This window comes from Streptomyces smaragdinus, assembly GCF_009604385.1.
GTDB classification, from domain to species: Bacteria; Actinomycetota; Actinomycetes; order Streptomycetales; family Streptomycetaceae; genus Streptomyces; species Streptomyces smaragdinus.
In genome coordinates this window covers 155,054-171,846 of the sequence record NZ_WEGJ01000011.1, presented here as the reverse complement: position 1 = coordinate 171,846, position 16,793 = coordinate 155,054, and the positions used below count along the sequence as shown (strand labels likewise).

15 protein-coding genes are annotated in these 16,793 nt (G+C 71.7%); 7 read left to right on the top strand and 8 right to left on the bottom strand.

Translation table 11 applies throughout. The features are described 5' to 3' along the window. Nucleotides 1-2,260: homocysteine S-methyltransferase family protein (locus SRB5_RS17155; RefSeq protein ID WP_194292947.1), on the bottom strand; the 2,260-nt coding region annotated here is incomplete at its 3' end. Nucleotides 2,261-2,553: 293 nt separating this feature from the next. Between SRB5_RS17155 and SRB5_RS17150 the strand changes: the two genes are divergently transcribed. The 6 genes from SRB5_RS17150 to SRB5_RS17125 all read left to right on the top strand — a co-directional run bounded on the left by SRB5_RS17150 (nucleotide 2,554) and on the right by SRB5_RS17125 (nucleotide 9,146). Then, a complete protein-coding gene (locus SRB5_RS17150; protein ID WP_153452865.1) occupies nucleotides 2,554-3,318 on the top strand; it encodes an IclR family transcriptional regulator in 765 nt (254 codons plus the stop codon). Between the two features lie 353 nt (nucleotides 3,319-3,671). Further along, a complete protein-coding gene (locus SRB5_RS17145; RefSeq protein ID WP_153452863.1) occupies nucleotides 3,672-4,451 on the top strand; it encodes an MIP/aquaporin family protein in 780 nt (259 codons plus the stop codon). 62 nt (nucleotides 4,452-4,513) lie between these two features. Next, nucleotides 4,514-6,049 (top strand): glycerol kinase GlpK, encoded by a 1,536-nt coding sequence (gene glpK, locus SRB5_RS17140; protein WP_323378033.1) that lies wholly within the window; start codon nucleotides 4,514-4,516, stop codon nucleotides 6,047-6,049. A 111-nt stretch (nucleotides 6,050-6,160) separates the two neighbouring features. Next, complete coding sequence (locus tag SRB5_RS17135) at nucleotides 6,161-7,213, top strand: glycoside hydrolase family 18 protein (RefSeq protein ID WP_228390108.1); 1,053 nt, start codon at nucleotides 6,161-6,163, stop codon at nucleotides 7,211-7,213. 56 nt (nucleotides 7,214-7,269) lie between these two features. Then, nucleotides 7,270-7,941, top strand: coding sequence for a FadR/GntR family transcriptional regulator (locus tag SRB5_RS17130; protein WP_153452861.1), 672 nt, complete (start codon nucleotides 7,270-7,272; stop codon nucleotides 7,939-7,941). A 254-nt stretch (nucleotides 7,942-8,195) separates the two neighbouring features. Then, nucleotides 8,196-9,146: a PAC2 family protein gene (locus SRB5_RS17125; RefSeq protein WP_407703932.1), complete on the top strand. Its 951-nt coding sequence runs from the start codon at nucleotides 8,196-8,198 to the stop codon at nucleotides 9,144-9,146. Nucleotides 9,147-9,185: 39 nt separating this feature from the next. Here the strand turns inward: SRB5_RS17125 and SRB5_RS17120 are convergent, their stop codons facing one another. The 5 genes from SRB5_RS17120 to SRB5_RS17100 form a co-directional block, all read right to left on the bottom strand. Then, nucleotides 9,186-10,127: an SMP-30/gluconolactonase/LRE family protein gene (locus tag SRB5_RS17120; protein WP_153452859.1), complete on the bottom strand. Its 942-nt coding sequence runs from the start codon at nucleotides 10,125-10,127 to the stop codon at nucleotides 9,186-9,188. Between the two features lie 169 nt (nucleotides 10,128-10,296). Then, nucleotides 10,297-11,526: a cysteine--1-D-myo-inosityl 2-amino-2-deoxy-alpha-D-glucopyranoside ligase gene (mshC, locus tag SRB5_RS17115; RefSeq protein WP_153452857.1), complete on the bottom strand. Its 1,230-nt coding sequence runs from the start codon at nucleotides 11,524-11,526 to the stop codon at nucleotides 10,297-10,299. A gap of 58 nt (nucleotides 11,527-11,584) precedes the next feature. Continuing rightward, complete coding sequence (locus SRB5_RS17110; protein WP_153452855.1) at nucleotides 11,585-12,415, bottom strand: SCO1664 family protein; 831 nt, start codon at nucleotides 12,413-12,415, stop codon at nucleotides 11,585-11,587. After that, on the bottom strand, nucleotides 12,379-12,969 hold the full coding sequence (locus SRB5_RS17105) for a DUF3090 domain-containing protein (RefSeq protein WP_323378032.1): 591 nt from the start codon (nucleotides 12,967-12,969) through the stop codon (nucleotides 12,379-12,381). The genes SRB5_RS17110 and SRB5_RS17105 overlap by 37 nt, the downstream gene beginning before the upstream one ends. Nucleotides 12,970-13,041: 72 nt before the next feature. Further along, complete coding sequence (locus SRB5_RS17100; protein WP_153452853.1) at nucleotides 13,042-13,728, bottom strand: histidine phosphatase family protein; 687 nt, start codon at nucleotides 13,726-13,728, stop codon at nucleotides 13,042-13,044. A 52-nt stretch (nucleotides 13,729-13,780) separates the two neighbouring features. Between SRB5_RS17100 and corA the strand changes: the two genes are divergently transcribed. Continuing rightward, complete coding sequence (corA, locus tag SRB5_RS17095) at nucleotides 13,781-14,764, top strand: magnesium/cobalt transporter CorA (RefSeq protein WP_323378031.1); 984 nt, start codon at nucleotides 13,781-13,783, stop codon at nucleotides 14,762-14,764. Nucleotides 14,765-14,777: 13 nt separating this feature from the next. On the opposite strand, the gene SRB5_RS17090 is transcribed toward corA, so the two are convergent. Both SRB5_RS17090 and SRB5_RS17085 read right to left on the bottom strand, forming a co-directional pair. Next, the gene (locus SRB5_RS17090) at nucleotides 14,778-15,569 is read right to left on the bottom strand and encodes a ferritin-like domain-containing protein (RefSeq protein WP_153452852.1); all 792 of its coding nucleotides are present in this window, start codon (nucleotides 15,567-15,569) and stop codon (nucleotides 14,778-14,780) included. Between the two features lie 163 nt (nucleotides 15,570-15,732). After that, nucleotides 15,733-16,782, bottom strand: a complete 1,050-nt coding sequence (locus tag SRB5_RS17085; protein WP_153452851.1) for an LLM class F420-dependent oxidoreductase — start codon at nucleotides 16,780-16,782, stop codon at nucleotides 15,733-15,735. Between the last annotated feature and the right edge of the window lie 11 nt (nucleotides 16,783-16,793).

The following is a 16,793-nucleotide window of genomic DNA, read 5'->3' as shown; positions in this document are numbered from 1 at the left end:
CGATGTCGTGCACGTCCCCGCGCACCGTCGCCAGCACGATGGTGCCCTTGCCGGCCTCGTCGGTCTTCTCCATGTGCGGCTCCAGATAGGCCACCGCGTTCTTCATCACCTCGGCCGACTGCAGCACGAACGGCAACTGCATCTGCCCCGAACCGAACAACTCACCCACGGTCTTCATACCGTCCAGCAACGTCTCGTTGACGATGTCCAGGGCCGGACGGTCGGCGAGAGCGGCGTCGAGATCGGCCTCGAGGCCGTTCTTCTCGCCGTCGATGATGCGGGCCTTGAGCCGCTCCTCCAGCGGAAGGGCGGCGAGCTCCTCGGACTTCGAGGCGCGCAGGGATTTGGCGGTGGCGCCCTCGAAGAGTTCCAGCAGGCGCTGGAGGGGGTCGTAGCCCTCGCGGCGGCGGTCGTAGATCAGGTCGAGGGCGGTGGTGACCTGCTCCTCGTCGAGCCGGGCGATCGGGAGGATCTTCGCCGCGTGCACGATCGCCGAGTCCAGGCCGGCCTTCACGCACTCGTCGAGGAACACCGAGTTCAACACGATGCGGGCGGCCGGGTTCAGACCGAAGGAGATGTTCGACAGACCCAGGGTCGTCTGCACGTCGGGATGGCGGCGCTTGAGCTCGCGGATCGCCTCGATCGTGGCGATGCCGTCCTTGCGCGACTCCTCCTGACCCGTACAGATCGTGAAGGTCAGACAGTCGATCAGGATGTCGGACTCCTTCACCCCCCAGTTCCCCGTCAGATCCTCGATCAGCCGCTCGGCGATGGCCACCTTGTGCTCGGGCGTTCGCGCCTGGCCCTGCTCGTCGATCGTCAGCGCGATCAGGGCGGCGCCGTGCTCGACGGCCAGCTTCGTGATCTTCTGGAACCGGGACTCCGGCCCGTCACCGTCCTCGTAGTTCACCGAGTTCAGGACGGCCCGCCCGCCGAGCTTCTCCAACCCCGCCCGCAAAACGGCCGGCTCCGTGGAGTCCAGCACGATCGGCAGCGTCGAGGCGGTAGCGAAACGACCGGCCAGCTCCTCCATGTCCGCGACACCGTCACGGCCCACGTAATCCACGCACAGGTCGAGCATGTGCGCGCCCTCACGGATCTGCTCCCGCGCCAGCTCCACGCAGTCGTCCCAGCGCGCCTCCAGCATCGCCTCACGGAACTTCTTCGACCCGTTCGCGTTCGTCCGCTCACCGATCGCCAGATACGACACATCCTGCCGGAACGGAACGTGCTGGTAGAGGGACGCCGCCCCCGGTTCGGGCTGCGGGTGGCGCTCGGCGGGGGTGGTGTCGCGGACTCGCTCGACCAGCCGGCGCAGGTGCTCGGGGGTGGTGCCGCAGCAGCCGCCGACCAGGCTCAGGCCGTAGTCGCGGACGAAGGTCTCCTGGGCGTCGGCGAAGTCCTCGGGGCCGAGGGGGAAGTGCGCGCCGTCCTTCGTCAGCACCGGCAGGCCCGCGTTCGGCATGCAGGTCAGCGGGGTGGCCGAGTGGCGGGCGAGGTAGCGCAGGTGCTCGCTCATCTCCGCCGGGCCGGTGGAACAGTTCAGCCCGATCAGATCGATGCCCAGCGGCTCGAGGGCGGTCAGCGCGGCCCCGATCTCGGAGCCCAGCAGCATCGTGCCGGTCGTCTCGAACGCCAGCGAGCAGATCAGGGGCACGTCGGAGCCCAGGGCTTCCATGGCACGGCGGGCACCCAGCAGGGCGGCCTTGGTCTGCAGCAGGTCCTGCGTGGTCTCGACGATCAGCGCGTCCGCGCCGCCCTCGAGCAGGCCCTCCGCGTTCTGCTGGAAGCCGTCGCGGATCACCTCGTACGAGATGTGGCCGAGCGTCGGCAGCTTGGTGCCGGGGCCCATGGAGCCGAACACCCAGCGCTGCCGGCCGTCACCTGCGGTGTACGCGTCGGCGGCCTCGCGGGCGATCCGGGCACCGGCCGCGGACAGCTCGTGGATGCGGTCGGCGATCTCGTACTCGCCCATCGCGGAATGGTTGGCGCCAAAGGTGTTCGTCTCGACGCAGTCGACACCCGCGGCGAAGTATTCGTCGTGCACCGAGCGCACGATGTCGGGTCGGGTCACGTTCAGGACCTCGTTGCAGCCCTCGAGCTGCTCGAAGTCCTCCAGCGTCGGGTCCTGCGCCTGGAGCATGGTGCCCATCGCCCCGTCGGCGACCACCACGCGGGTGGCGAGCGCGTGCCGCAGGGCGGCGGCCCGGTCGGCGGGGGTGGCGGGGGCAGAGTTCTGCGAATGCGGCTGCGAGGCCATTGGAGGAGCTCCCTCGGATGCGACGGCTGTCGGCTATGCGTGCTCGCGTGAGCGGCGCACTCGGCCAGCCTAGCCTCCGGGGCGGCGAAGCACCCGGAGTGTCCAGGAGCCGGACGGGTGCCGCTCCCTTCGTATCACTGGCACACTCCCTGGTGACACGCATCGGACAGACCGCGCGCCCCTCCCGACGAGACACCCTCCCCGAAGGGGACGTGGCACAGCCATCGCGCGACAATGCCGGATAATGTTTGGCATCGTCGAACGACGTGGCTGTATTCCGGGAGGCCCCTTCGATGGCACGCAACATCCAGTCGCTGGAGCGCGCGGCTGCGGTGCTCCGGCTGCTCGCGGGCGGCGAGCGACGGCTCGGCCTGTCCGACATCGCCTCCGCGCTCGGGCTGGCCAAGGGCACGGCGCACGGCATTTTGCGCACGCTCCAGCTGGAGGGGTTCGTGGAGCAGGACGCCGCGTCGGGGCGCTATCAGCTGGGGGCGGAGCTGCTGCGGCTGGGCGGCAGCTATCTGGACGTGCACGAGCTGCGGGCGCGGGCGCTGCCGTGGACGGACGATCTGGCGCGGTCCAGCGGTGAGGCGGTCTATCTGGGGGTGCTGCATCAGCACGGGGTGCTGATCGTGCACCACGTGTTCCGGCCCGACGACTCGCGTCAGGTGCTGGAGATCGGGGCGATGCAGCCGCTGCACTCCTCGGCGGTGGGGAAGGTGCTGGCGGCGTTCGACCCGGTGGCTCGGGGGGAGCTGGCGGCGGCGCCCCGGGAGGCGCTGACGCCGTTCACGGTCACCTCGCTGGGGGAGCTGGACAAGGAGTTCGACGTCATCCGGGCGCGGGGGTGGGCGTCGGACGTCGAGGAGACGTGGGAGGGGGTCGCGGGGATCGCGGCCCCCGTCCACGACCGGCGGCGGATACCGGTGGGGGCGGTCGGGATAACGGGGGCGGTGGAGCGGGTGTGCGTCTCGGGGGAGCCTCGGGCGGAGCTGGTCGCCGCGGTCCGCGACTGCGCTCGCGCGGTGGCCCGCGACCTGGGGGCCCGCCCCTTCTGACCTCGCGGTCGGCCCCGGGTTCGGTGGGCCGCCGCCCCCGGCGGGGTCGGAGGACAACAGCGCGAAGGATGCAGTTCCAGCCCGCCCGGCGTTTGAGGGCGAGGCGCGCAGCGCCGAACCGCACGGCCGGCGGCCGAGAGCGCGCAAGGACGCGATTCCAGCCCGGCCGGCGTTTGAGGCCAAGCCGACGGGACCGCGTGAGCGGGGATGTGTCGGGGGCCTTGACGGTCGTGGGGGGTGCGGGAACACTACCGTTCGTCGGTCGGCATTGTCGAACACCTGACGACAAAAAGGTTAGGGTGACATCCGCGGACCGCTTCCCCACAAAGGAACACCGGACAAAGGAGTCCCCGTTGTCCAGCTCCGACATCTTCCTCGGCGAGATCATCGGGACCGCCGTACTGATCCTCCTCGGCGGCGGCGTCTGCGCCGCGGTCACGTTCAAGACCTCCAAGGCCCATCAAGCCGGCTGGGTGGCCATCGCCTTCGGCTGGGGCTTCGCGGTGATGACCGCCGTCTACATGACGAGCCACCTCTCCGGCGCCCACCTCAACCCCGCCGTCACGGTGGCCATCGCCATCACGGACGACCTCAGCGCCGCGGACCTGTTCACCTACATCGCGGGCCAGATGATCGGCGCGATACTGGGCGCCACCCTGGTCTGGCTGGCCTACTACGGCCAGTTCCACGCCCATCTGACGGACCGCGAGACCGTCGGCGGCCCGGGCACCCAGGACACGAGAACGGCCACCGGCCCGGGCCCGGTCCTCGGCATCTTCTCCACCGCGCCCGAGATCCGTCACACCTGGCAGAACCTCACCACCGAGATCATCGGCACCACGGTGCTGATCCTCGCCGTCCTCACCCAGGGCCTCAACGACGAGGGCAAGGGCCTCGGCCCCATAGGAGCCCTGATCACCGCGCTCGTCGTGGTCTCCATCGGCTTCTCGCTGGGCGGCCCCACGGGATACGCCATCAACCCGGCCCGCGACCTGGGCCCCCGGATCGCCCACTCCCTCCTGCCGATGCCGAACAAGGGCGGCTCGGACTGGTCGTACTCCTGGATCCCGGTCGTCGGCCCGCTCGTCGGCGCCGTGCTCGGCGGGGGAATCTACAACGCGGTCTTCGCCTGAGCACGCCGGAAGTCGCAGCATGAGCGCAGCATGAGCCCCAGCCACCCACCAATGGAGCGACTGTGACCGACGCACACACCGCAGGGCCGTTCATCGCGGCGATCGACCAGGGCACCACCTCCTCCCGCTGCATCGTCTTCGACACGGACGGGCGGATCGTCGCCGTCGACCAGAAGGAACACGAGCAGATCTTCCCCAGGCCCGGCTGGGTCGAGCACGACGCCACCGAGATCTGGACAAATGTCCAGGAGGTCGTGGACCGCGCCGTCGCCAAGGCGGGCATCACGTCCGCCGACGTCAAGGCCATCGGCATCACCAACCAGCGCGAGACGACCGTCCTGTGGGACAGGACCACCGGCGAGCCGGTGCACAACGCCATCGTCTGGCAGGACACCCGCACCGCCGAGCTCTGCCGCGAGCTGGGCCGCAACGTGGGCCAGGACCGCTTCCGCCGGGAGACCGGGCTGCCGCTGGCGTCGTACTTCGCCGGCCCCAAGGCCCGCTGGCTCCTCGACAACGTCGAGGGGCTGCGCGAACGGGCCGCGAACGGCGACATCCTCTTCGGCACGATGGACTCGTGGGTCATCTGGAACCTCACGGGCGGCGTGAACGGCGGCGTCCACGTCACGGACGTCACCAACGCGTCCCGCACCATGCTGATGAACCTGCACACCCTCGACTGGGACGACAAGCTCCTGCACTCCATCGGCGTCCCGCGCGCCATGCTCCCGGAGATCCGCTCCTCCGCCGAGGTGTACGGACAGGCCGCGTCCGGCGCGCTGCGGGGCATCCCCGTCGCCTCGGCGCTCGGTGACCAGCAGGCGGCGCTGTTCGGCCAGACCTGTTACGCCGAGGGGGAGGCGAAGTCGACGTACGGCACCGGCACGTTCCTGCTGATGAACACCGGTGACCAGATCGTCAACTCGTACAACGGGCTGCTGACCACCGTCGGCTACCGGATCGGCGACCAGACGCCGGTCTACGCCCTGGAGGGCTCGATCGCGGTCACCGGTTCGCTGGTGCAGTGGATGCGCGACCAGATGGGCCTGATCTCCACCGCCGCGGAGATCGAGACCCTCGCGCTGAGCGTGGAGGACAACGGCGGCGCGTACGTCGTGCCGGCCTTCTCCGGGCTGTTCGCCCCGTACTGGCGCGACGACGCCCGCGGGGTGATCGCCGGGCTGACGCGGTACGTGACGAAGGCGCATCTGGCGCGGGCCGTGCTGGAGGCCACCGCCTGGCAGACGCGGGAGATCTGCGACGCGATGACCAAGGACTCCGGGGTGGAGCTGGCCGCGCTGAAGGTGGACGGCGGGATGACGTCGAACAACCTGCTGATGCAGAGCCTCGCGGACTTCCTGGACGCGCCGGTGGTGCGTCCGCTGGTCGCCGAGACCACCTGTCTGGGCGCGGCGTACGCGGCCGGGCTCGCGGTCGGTTTCTGGCCGGACACCGACGCGCTGCGCGCCAACTGGCGGCGGGCGGCGGAGTGGACGCCGCGGATGGACGACGACAAGCGCAGGCGCGAGTACAAGAACTGGCTCAAGGCCGTGGAGCGGACCATGGGCTGGGTCGAGGAGGACGCCAAGGAGGACTGAGGTTCGCCGGCACCGGGGTGGGTGAGCCACCCCGGTGCCGCGCCCGTTTGTAGCCGGGCTGTTGCACAGGGCGCTCGCTCCGGCGCGGGCGCCCTCCGTAAGCTCCCCCGCATGGCCTTGATCTTCTCTCGGGGGGCGAGAGGCCGGCGGATCGTCGTGGCGCGCTGCGTCATCGTGCTCGCGCTCGTCGTCTCACTCCCCGGTCTCTCCGCCCTGATCGCCCTGCGCGTCGCGTACGCCGGCGAGCCCGCCGCCGACGCGGTGTCCCGGGGACGGGACGCGATCTGGCTGGGGCACGCCTGGGTCGACGGGCGGCGGGACGAGGGGGATCTGGCGCGGCTGAAGCGGCGGCTGGCGGGGACCGGGATCACCGAGCTGTACGTCCACTCCGGGCCGCTGGAGCACGACGGGACCCTGCCGGAGACCGCGTACCCGCGCGCCCGGTGGCTGCTGGACTCCGTGCGCCGGGAGCTGCCGGGGGTGCGGGTGCAGGCGTATCTCGGAGATGTCCTGGTGTACGACGCCGGCGATCGCGGCGGGCTGCGGCTGGCGGACGCCGGGACGCGGCGCGCGGTGCGGGCGAGCGCGCTGCAGGTGATGGACGCCGGGTTCGACGGGGTGCATCTGGACCTGGAGCCGATGCACTCCGGCAACGCGGACTTCCTGACGCTGCTCGACGACGTCCGCCCGGCGGTCCGGGCCCGCGGCGGGGTGCTGTCGGTCGCCGCGCACCAGATCGACCCGCTGCCGGGGCTGCACTCGGTCGCCGCGGCGCTGGCGGATCACCCCAAGTGGTGGTCGCAGGCGTTCTTCGGGCAGGTCGCCCGGCGGGTGGATCAGATCGCCGTGATGTCGTACGACACGAAGATGCCGGCGCGGAGCCTGTACGGCGGCTACGTGGCCCAGCAGACGAGGCTGGCGCTGGAGGTCACCCCGCGGGACACGGACCTCCTGATGGGGCTGCCGTTCTACCACGACGACACCTGGGGCCGTGATCCGCACTCCGAGACCGTCGCCGCGGCGGTCCGGGGCGTCCGGCTGGGGCTGACCCGGACCGATCCGGACCGGGAGCGCTTCGGCACGGCCGCGTACATCGATTTCGCGGCGACGGAGGCGGACTGGTCCGCGTACCGCAACGGTTGGGGAGCCCTCGGCAGACCATAATGGTGGGCCACCGAGAGATCGGATGTCTGGGGCACGGTGGGCAGGGAGGGTTGGACATGGCGGTCACCGACGAGGCGATCGAGAAAATCAAGGGGATGATCGTCTCCGGGGCGCTGCGGCCGGGTGACCGGCTGCCCAAGGAGAGCGAACTGGCGGCGGAGCTCGGCCTGTCGCGCAACTCGCTGCGCGAGGCGGTCCGGGCGCTGGCGCTGATCCGCATCCTGGACGTGCGCCAGGGGGACGGCACGTATGTGACGTCGCTGGACGCGCAGTTACTGCTGGAGGCGATGAGCTTCGTGGTGGACTTCCACCGCGACGACACGGTGCTGGAGCTGCTGGCGGTACGCCGGATCCTGGAGCCGGCCGCGACGGCGCTGGCCAGCGCCGCCATCGCGGAGGAGGAGCTCGACGCGCTGGACGCCGCCCTCGCGGCGCTCGGGGACTCGCCGTCGGTCGACGAACTCGTGCGGTGCGACCTGGACTTCCACCGGCGCATCGTGCGGGCGTCGGGGAACTCGGTGCTGGCGTCGCTGCTGGACGGGCTGTCCGGGCCCACCGCGCGGGCGCGGATCTGGCGGGGGCTGACGCAGCAGGACGCGGTGCGCCGCACGCTGCTCGAGCACCGGGCGATCCTCGGCGCGCTGCGGGCGCGGGACGCGGAGGCGGCGCGGTCGTGGTCGACGGTGCACATCTCGGGCGTGGAGCAGTGGCTGCGCGCGTCCGCGTGAGCCGCCCGGCAGCCCCGTCCGCGATCTTCCCGGACCCCCGCGGGCACCGCCCCGGAGAACATCGGATCTCTCTATTCGTCCGATGTATGGCGGTGCATGGTCGGTAACATCCAGGGGTAGGACGTCACTTGTTGCGACACCTCGGATGACTGTCCGGAGAATGGGCCGGGGTCCGGACGGCCGTCCGGCGCGCGCCGGGCACGACCACCCGGCGAAGGCCCTAGGCTGATCCTCGATACGGAAGGAGGCGCTGGGTGATCGAGCTGGAGGGGGTTCCCGAGCTGGTCGACCCGGTGATGATCTGTGCCTTCGAGGGCTGGAACGACGCCGGTGACGCCGCCTCGATGTCCGTGGCCCATCTGGACCGCGAGTGGAAGGGCGAGATCTTCGCCGAGCTGGACGCCGAGGAGTACTACGACTTCCAGGTGAACCGACCCACCGTGGCCCTGGACAGCGGTGTCCGCACGATCACCTGGCCGACCACCAGGCTGTCCTTCGTCCGGATCGCGGACTCGGACGGCAACGGCAGACCGCGGGACCTCGTGCTGGTCCACGGGATCGAGCCCAGCATGCGCTGGCGCTCGTACTGCAACGAGCTGCTCGGCTTCGCGCACGAGCTGGGCGTGGAGATGGTGGTGCTGCTGGGCGCGCTGCTCGGCGACACCCCGCACACCCGCCCGGTGCCGGTCAGCGGCGTCACGTCGGACCCGGACCTGGCGCAGTCGCTGGAGCTGGAGGAGTCCCGGTACGAGGGGCCCACGGGCATCGTCGGGGTGCTGCAGGAGGCCTGCACGCACGCGGGCGTGCCGACGGTCAGCCTGTGGGCGGCCGTCCCGCACTACGTCTCGCAGCCGCCGAACCCGAAGGCCGCCCTCGCCCTGCTGAACCGGCTGGAGGACCTGCTGCATCTGCGGATCCCCCTCGGCGAGCTGCCGGAGGACTCCCGGGCCTGGCAGGTGGGCGTGGACCAGCTCGCGTCGGAGGACAGCGAGGTCGCCGAGTACGTCCAGTCGCTGGAGGAGGCCCGCGACACGGCGGAGCTGCCGGAGGCCTCCGGCGAGGCGATCGCCAAGGAGTTCGAGCGCTATCTGCGCCGCCGCGACGGGCAGTCGCCGCCGCACTTCCGCGATGTCGCGGGGGGCGGCGGGAAGGACGAGGAAGAGGACGGCGACTCGGGCGAGGCGGAGGGCGACTCCGAGGAGTGACACGGGCCGGTCCGCGCGGACCGGCCCCCTCCCGGGCGGCTACAGCGGGATAGCCACGATCGTCGAGGACATCGCCGGGTCGGTCCAGTCGGAGTCGAAGCCGGCGTTCGTGACGTACAGCCGTCCGCCGGTCGCGGTAACGGTCGTCGGTTCGTCGAACCGCGGATCGGTGATCCGCCGGACGAAGTCGGCGCGGGTGCCGTCGGCGCTCAGCCGCAGGACGTCGATCGCGTACTCCCAGTTCTGCACCACGTAGAGGGTGCGGCCGCGGCGCAGCAGGCCGTCGCCGTTGTAGATGCCGTCGCTGCCGGAGAGCGCGAGGGCGGTGGCGTGCCCGGTGCGGGGGTTCACGCGGTAGAGCTTGCCGGTCCAGTGGTTGGAGAGGATGAACGCGCGGCCGTCGGGGGTGGTCTCGATGCCGTTGGCCGTCCAGCCGTTGTCCGGCGCCTGCTCCCATTCGCCGGTCAGCTCGATCCGCGTCAGGTCCGCGTCGGTGGGCGCCCAGCGGTCCAGGGACAGCCGGTAGAGGGAGCTCTGGAACGACTCGGTGATCCAGGCGGCCCCGAACGCCGGCTTCACGTCGTTGACGAAGCACGTACGGGTCTCGGCCCGCAGGGCGGCGAGTACGGTGCCGCGGCGGGCGTCAATGACCTTGACCAGTCCGCTGTCGCCGCCGGCGACGACCAGACGGCCGCCCGGTTCGTATGTGAGGCCGGCCGAGACCGTACCGCCGCCGTCACTGATGATCCGGCCGTGACCGGTGACGGGGTCGGCCCGGTAGATCGAGCCGTCGAGGAGCGAGCCGGTGTAGAGGGACGGGCCGGGGCCCAGCGCGATGCCCTCCGGCTGGAAGCCGGGCGGGGTGGCGAGGGTGTCGGGCCGGCGGGCGGGGCCGTGGGCCCGTGCCGTACCGGTGCCTAAGGCGACGGCACCGCCGAGGGCGGTGCCGAGGAATGCGCGACGTGCGAAGGACTGTGCCATGGACGTTCCTTCCGGCCGGGTGGATACGCGACCGGGTCATGCAAACATACGCTTGCCGGACTTATGTCCATGTTGACCGAACCGAGATGGAAGCTGACGACATACGGGCGGGCGTCCCTTTCGCAATGCCGAAAGGGACGCCCGCCCGCGGTGTCTCAGGAACGCGTGCTCAGAGGGCCACGCCCAGCAGCGCGTCCACGGCGCGGGAGATCACGCCGGGCGCGCCGGTGTCCGTGCCGCCCCCGGTCCGCTGCAGCGCCGCCCAGCGGTCGACCGCCGCGAGCGCCGCGGGAGCGTCGAGGTCGTCGGCGAGCGCGTCGCGGATCTCCTCGACGACGGACTCCGCCGCGGGGCCGTCGGGCCGGGAGACGGCCGCCCGCCAGTCGGCGAGGCGCCGCTGCGCCTCCTCGAGCACGGACGCGGTCCACTCCCAGTCGGCCCGGTAGTGGTGGGCCAGCAGCGCCAGCCGGATGGCGGCGGGGTCGACACCGTCGCGCCGCAGCTGCGAGACGAAGACCAGGTTGCCCTTGGACTTCGACATCTTCTCGCCGTCCAGCGCCACCATCCCGGCGTGCACGTACGCCTGGGCGAAGGGGAACTCGCCGGTGAGCACCTGGGCGTGCGAGGCGCCCATCTCGTGGTGCGGGAAGGCCAGATCGCTGCCGCCGCCCTGGACGTCGAAGCCCATGCCCAGGTGCTCCAGCGCGATGGCGACGCACTCGATGTGCCAGCCGGGCCGGCCGTCGCCGAGGGAGCCGCCGTCCCAGCTGGGCTCGCCCGGGCGGGCGGCCATCCACAGCATCGGGTCGAGGGGGTTCTTCTTGCCGGGGCGCTCGGGGTCACCGCCGCGCTCGGCGGACAGCAGCCGCATCGCCTCCGCGTCCAGGTTCGAGACCTGGCCGAAGTGGGCGTCGGACTCGACGGAGAAGTACCAGTCCCCCTCGAGCTCGTACGCGGCGCCGGCGTCACGCAGCCGCTCGATGAGGGGCACGATCCGCGGTATCGCCTCGACGGCGCCGATGTAGTGCTTCGGGGGAAGGATCCGCAGGGCGGTCATGTCCTCGCGGAAGAGGACGGTCTCGCGTTCGGCGAGCGCCACCCAGTCCTCGCCGTCGCGCACGGCGCGCTCGAGGAGGGGGTCGTCCACGTCGGTGACGTTCTGGACGTAGTGGACCTGCCGCTTGTTGTCCAGCCACACGCGCTGCACCAGGTCGAACGCGTTGTAGGTCGCCGCGTGCCCGATGTGGGTGGCGTCGTACGGGGTGATGCCGCAGACGTAGATACGGGCGGTCTCACCGGGCCGGAGCGTGAGCCGCTCTCCGGTGGCGGTGTCGTGGATCCGGAGGTCACGGCCGGTGCCGGGCAGGGCGGGGACCTCGGAAGCGGGCCAGGCATACATGCCATGAGCGTAACCGCCGCCGGTGCTGTTCACACCGGCGGGATGGCGATCACCGCGATCAGATCGGCGGCCAGGGAATGGGCGGCCAGTTCCCGCTCGGCTCCGGGTGCCGGCCGGCGGCCAGCAGGGCGGCGACCCGGTCCCGTACGGCCGCCAGCTCGGCGGGGGTGATCAGGGCCGTGAGCCGGTCCGCGAGGGGCTCGCCGGGGGCCAGGCGGGCGCCCAGGCCACGCAGGACGGTCAGCGCCTCGTCGGTGAGGGGGTCGCCGGCCCAGCCCCACAGGAGGGTGCGCAGCTTGTCGTCGGCGTTGAACGTGACGCCGTGGTCGATGGCGTACAGGCGGCCGTCCCCGGTGGGCAGCAGATGGCCGCCCTTGCGGTCGGCGTTGTTGATGACGGCGTCCAGGACCGCCAGCCGGCGCAGCCGCTCGTCGTCCGCGTGGACGAGCAGCGCCGTGCGCCCGCCGCCCACCTCCGCCCGTCCGACGGCCTTCCAGCCCGGCTCCGGCTCCTCCGCGTCGATCAGGGCGAGCAGCTCGGACCCCTCCGCGGGGTCGATCCACAGCTGGCACATCCCGGCCCCGTACGGGCCCTCCTCGCGCAGCACCGTCGGCGGGACGAGCCGCCAGCCGGTGGCCTCGGACACCTCGTACGCGGCGACCTCCCGCTGCGCGAGGGTGCCGTCGGGGAAGTCCCACAGGGGCCGCTCCCCCGCCACCGGCTTGTACACGCACCGCACACCCCCCGGGGCCTCGCACAGCAGCGCGGCGTTGGAGGACTCGCGGATGCGCCCGAGCACCGTCAGCTCGCCGTGGGCGAGCAGCCCGGGGACGTCGGCGGGGGACGGCGGGGTCACTCCCCGCGCCGGTATCCGTTCTGGCGCGGACATACGTGTCCCTCCGGGTCGAGCGGCAGGCTGCACAGCGGGCAGGGCGGACGTCCGGCGTTGACGACGTCCAGGGCGCGTTTGGCGAACGCCCGGGCCATCTGGCCGGTGAGCCGGACCCGCAGCATCGGCGGGCCGTTCTCGTCGTCCTGCAGCAGCGCCTCCTCGGCGGCCGCCAGATCGTCCTCCGAGTCGGCGTCCAGCTCGACCAGGGCCTGGGCCTCGACGACCATCCGCTCGGTGTCGCCGTCCCAGGCGAGCGCCATGGTCCCGACGCGGAACTCCTCCTCCACCGGCGCGTCCAGCGGCGCCGTGTCGGCGAGCTCGCTGGGGGCGACGGCGGGGACCGCGGTGGAGCCGCCGGTGCGGCGCACCACCTCGTCGAGGAGCTCGTCCATCCGCTGGGCCAGCGCCTCCACCTGTGTCTTCTCCAGCGCCACGCTGGTAGTCCGGCCGCCGCGGGACGCCTGCAGATAGAACGTCCGGCGCCCGGGCATACCTACCGTTCCGGCGATGAAGCGGTCCGGCGGGTCATAGAGGTACACCTCTCGAGGCACGTCCTGCTCCGATAGCTCGACTCGATTGCGGGTCAACCCTACTGCGGCGTCGCCGCCTGTCCCCGGAAAGGGTCACGACGCCCCCGCGCCGCCCCCCACGTCCGCGGCGCCCCGCGCACCGGAACCGGCGGGTGCCAGGCCCGCCAGCGTGCCGGTGTCGCCCAGCCGCAGCAGGAACGGGCGCTGCGGCGTCCAGCGGATCGCGGTGACCGAACAGGGGTCGGCGGTGATCCGCTGGAAGAGGTCCAGATGCAGGCCGAGGGCGTCCGCGACGATCGCCTTGATGATGTCGCCGTGCGAGCACATGGCGTACGCCGCGTCCTCGCCGTGCTCCCCGGCGATCCGGTCGTTCCAGTCCCGTACCGCGTCGACCGCCCGGGCCTGCATGGCGCGCATCGACTCGCCGCCCGGGAAGACCGCCGCGGAGGGGTGCGACTGGACGACGGCCATCAGCGGGTCGTCGGCGAGCTCCGCCAGCTTGCGCCCGGTCCACTGGCCGTAGTCGCACTCCGCGATCCGGTCCTCGGTGTGCACCGGCAGCTCGGGCCGGGCGGCGCGCAGCGGGCCGACGGTCTCCCGGCAGCGCTGCAGCGGACTCGTCACGACCGCGGCCAGTACGATGTCCGCCAGCCTGGCGGGCAGGCCGGCGGCCTGCTCCAGTCCGCGCTCGTCGAGGGCGACACCGGGGGTACGGCCGGCCAGGACGCCCGTGGTGTTCGCGGACGAGCGGCCGTGCCTGATCAACAGCAGGGTGGGCATACGAGCCAGCGTACGGGAGGACACCGGCTCCCCGATCGGAAAGAATGACAACGTGATCGTCGACTGCGCGCTGTACCGCGACGGGCTGCGGGAGAAGTCCCCGGCCGATTTCCCGGCCCTGCTGGCCGAGGCCCGCGAGAGCGAGCACGCCTTCGTCTGGATGGGCCTGTTCGAGCCGGACGAGGAGCAGATCGGGACGGTCACCGCGGAGCTCGGGCTGCACCCGCTGGCCGTGGAGGACGCCGTCAGCGCCCATCAGCGCCCCAAGCTCGAGATCTACCCGGGCATGCTGTTCCTGGTCCTCAAGCCGGTCCTGTACGAGGACGCCACCGACACCGTCACGCTGTCGGAGATCGCCGTGTTCGTCGGCGACTCGTTCGTGCTCACCGTCCGGCACGGCGCCGCCAATCCGCTCGGCACGGTCCGCGCCCGGCTGGAGCAGACCCCCGAGGTGCTCAAGCACGGGCCGACCGCCGTGATGTACGCCGTCTGCGACGCGGTCGTCGACCACTATCTGGAGGTCGCCGAGGAGCTGCACCTCGACCTCGAGGGCCTGGAGGCAGAGGTCTTCGACCCGCGCTCGGGCCGCTCCCGCGACACGGCGGCCCAGATCTACAACTTCAAGCGCCAGACCCTGGACTTCCGCCGGGCCACCAGCGCCCTCACCGACCCCATGCGGCGGCTGGCGGGCGCCGGCATACCCTTCGTCCACGAGGACTCCCGGCCCTTCTTCCGCGACGTCAGCGACCATCTCACCCGGGTCAACGAGCATGTGGACGGCATCGACCGGCTGCTCGGCGACATCCTCTCCGCGCAGCTCGCCCAGATGGGTGTCCAGCAGAACGACGACATGCGCCGGATCTCCGCGTACGCCGCGATGGCCGCCGTACCGACGGTGATCGGCGGCGTGTACGGGATGAACTTCGACCACATGCCGGAGCTGCACTGGATGTTCAGCTATCCGGTGGTGCTGACGGTGATGTTCACCGCGGTGTTCTCGCTGTACCGGTTCTTCAAACGGCGCGAATGGCTCTGACGCCGCGGCGGTCTCAGGCGGCGTGCACCGCCGGGGGCGGGGTGCCGCCGCCGAGGGCGTCGAGGCGTTCGGGCATCCGCAGGGTCACCATCCGGCGCCAGCCGAGGGTCCGTTCGTAGGCGTACACCCCGTTGATGCCGGCGGACAGCACCGCCGCCTTCTGCTTCGGCCACCGCAGGATGCGGCCCATGTGCTCCATCACCGCGTGGCTGACGTCCCGGTAGACGGCGATCTCGGCGAGCGCCGCCTCGCGCAGGATCTGCTGGATGGCGCGGCCGTGGCCGGCGCGGGCGAAGCGCAGCAGTTCCTCGTTGCAGTAGGCCAGATGGTTGTCCTCGTCGGCGGAGATCATCCGTGCCGCGCGGCCGACCTCGGGATGGTCGCCGAAGTACTTCAGCAGCAGCCCCATCTGCTCCGACGCCCGCTGCTCGGTGACCCGGCTGTGCGCCAGATAGACGATGACGTCCCGCTCGGCGAGCCGGTCCTCGCGGCGCAGCCGGTCGTGCGCCAGGCCGATGCCGATGCGCTCCAGGATCTTCGTGTAGTCCGTCTCCCGGGGGACGGGCACCGGCTCCAGCCCGCGCTTCCTCATCAGCGCGTTGAAGATCCGGCCGTGCTTGTCCTCGTCCGCGCCGTGCCGGGCCACCCTGGGCGCCAGCTCCTCGTACGACCGGGGCACCAGGGCGGCGATCCGGGCGTTCTCCCAGCCGCCCTGCGCCTCGCCCGCCGCGGCGATGGAGCAGAACAGCCGGAACGCGTCGTCGTCGTCCAGGATCTCCTGGTACAGGGCCTTTGCCGAGAGCATCGGGTCCACCTCCTGCGGGGCATCCACGCCCTTTCGAGTCAATTACGCGATGCGCCGGACCGCAACACATGCGTAACCGATCGGGGCGGGCGGCGTTAGGGAGATGACGGCCGTGGCGGGGAAGACCCCCGAGCCCCCACCACGGCCGCAGGGGCCGCTCCCGTTACGCCACGCCCGCCCGCTCCAGCGCCTCGATCCCGGCGCGCAGCCCGGCCAGCCGCTCCTCCAGGGTGAAGCCCGCCGGGGTGAGCGACAGCGTGGTCACGCCCGCCTCGGCGTAGGCCTGCATCCGGTCGGCGATGCGCTCGACGGGGCCGAGCAGCGAGGTGGAGTCGATCAGCTCGTGCGGGACGGCCGCCGCGGCGCCCGCCTTGTCGCCGGCCAGGTACTTCTCCTGGATCTCGGCGGCCTCCTTCTCGTAGCCCATGCGCTGCGCCAGCCGGTTGTAGAAGTTCTGCTTGCGGCTGCCCATCCCGCCCACGTACAGCGCGGTGTACGGGCGGAAGATGTCGGCGAGCGCCACCGGGTCGTCGCCGAGGGCCATCGGGACGGTGGGGACGACGTCGAAGCCGTCCAGGGTCTTGCCGCTCAGCGCCCGGCCCGTGCGCAGATGGCCGAGGGTGGTCTCCTCGGCGTGCTCGGGGGCAAAGAACAGCACCAGGGCGCCGTCGGCGATCTCGCCGGTCTGCTCGAGGTTCTTCGGGCCGATGGCCGCGATGTACAGCGGGATGCGCTCGCGCACGGGGTGCACCGTCAGCTTGAGCGGCTTGCCCGGGCCGTCGGGCAGCGGCAGCGTCCAGTGCGCGCCCTCGTGGCTGAGGCGCTCACGGGCGAGAGCCTTGTAGATGATCTCGGCGTACTCGCGGGTGCGGGCCAGCGGCTTGTCGAAGCGCACGCCGTACCAGCCCTCGGAGACCTGCGGCCCGGACACGCCGAGGCCGAGGCGGAAGCGGCCGCCGGTGAGGCTGTCGAGCGTGGCGGCGGTCATCGCCGTCATCGCCGGGGTGCGGGCGGGGATCTGGAAGATGGCGGAGCCGACGTCGATCCGCTCGGTCTGCGCGCCCACCCAGGCGAGCACCGTGGCGGCGTCGGAGCCGTACGCCTCGGCGGCCCAGCAGACGTCGTAGCCGAGCTTGTCGGCCTCGCGCGCGACGGCGAGATTGTCGGCGTCCATGCCGGCACCCCAGTAGCCGAGATTGATCCCGAGCCGCATAGCTGTCCCCT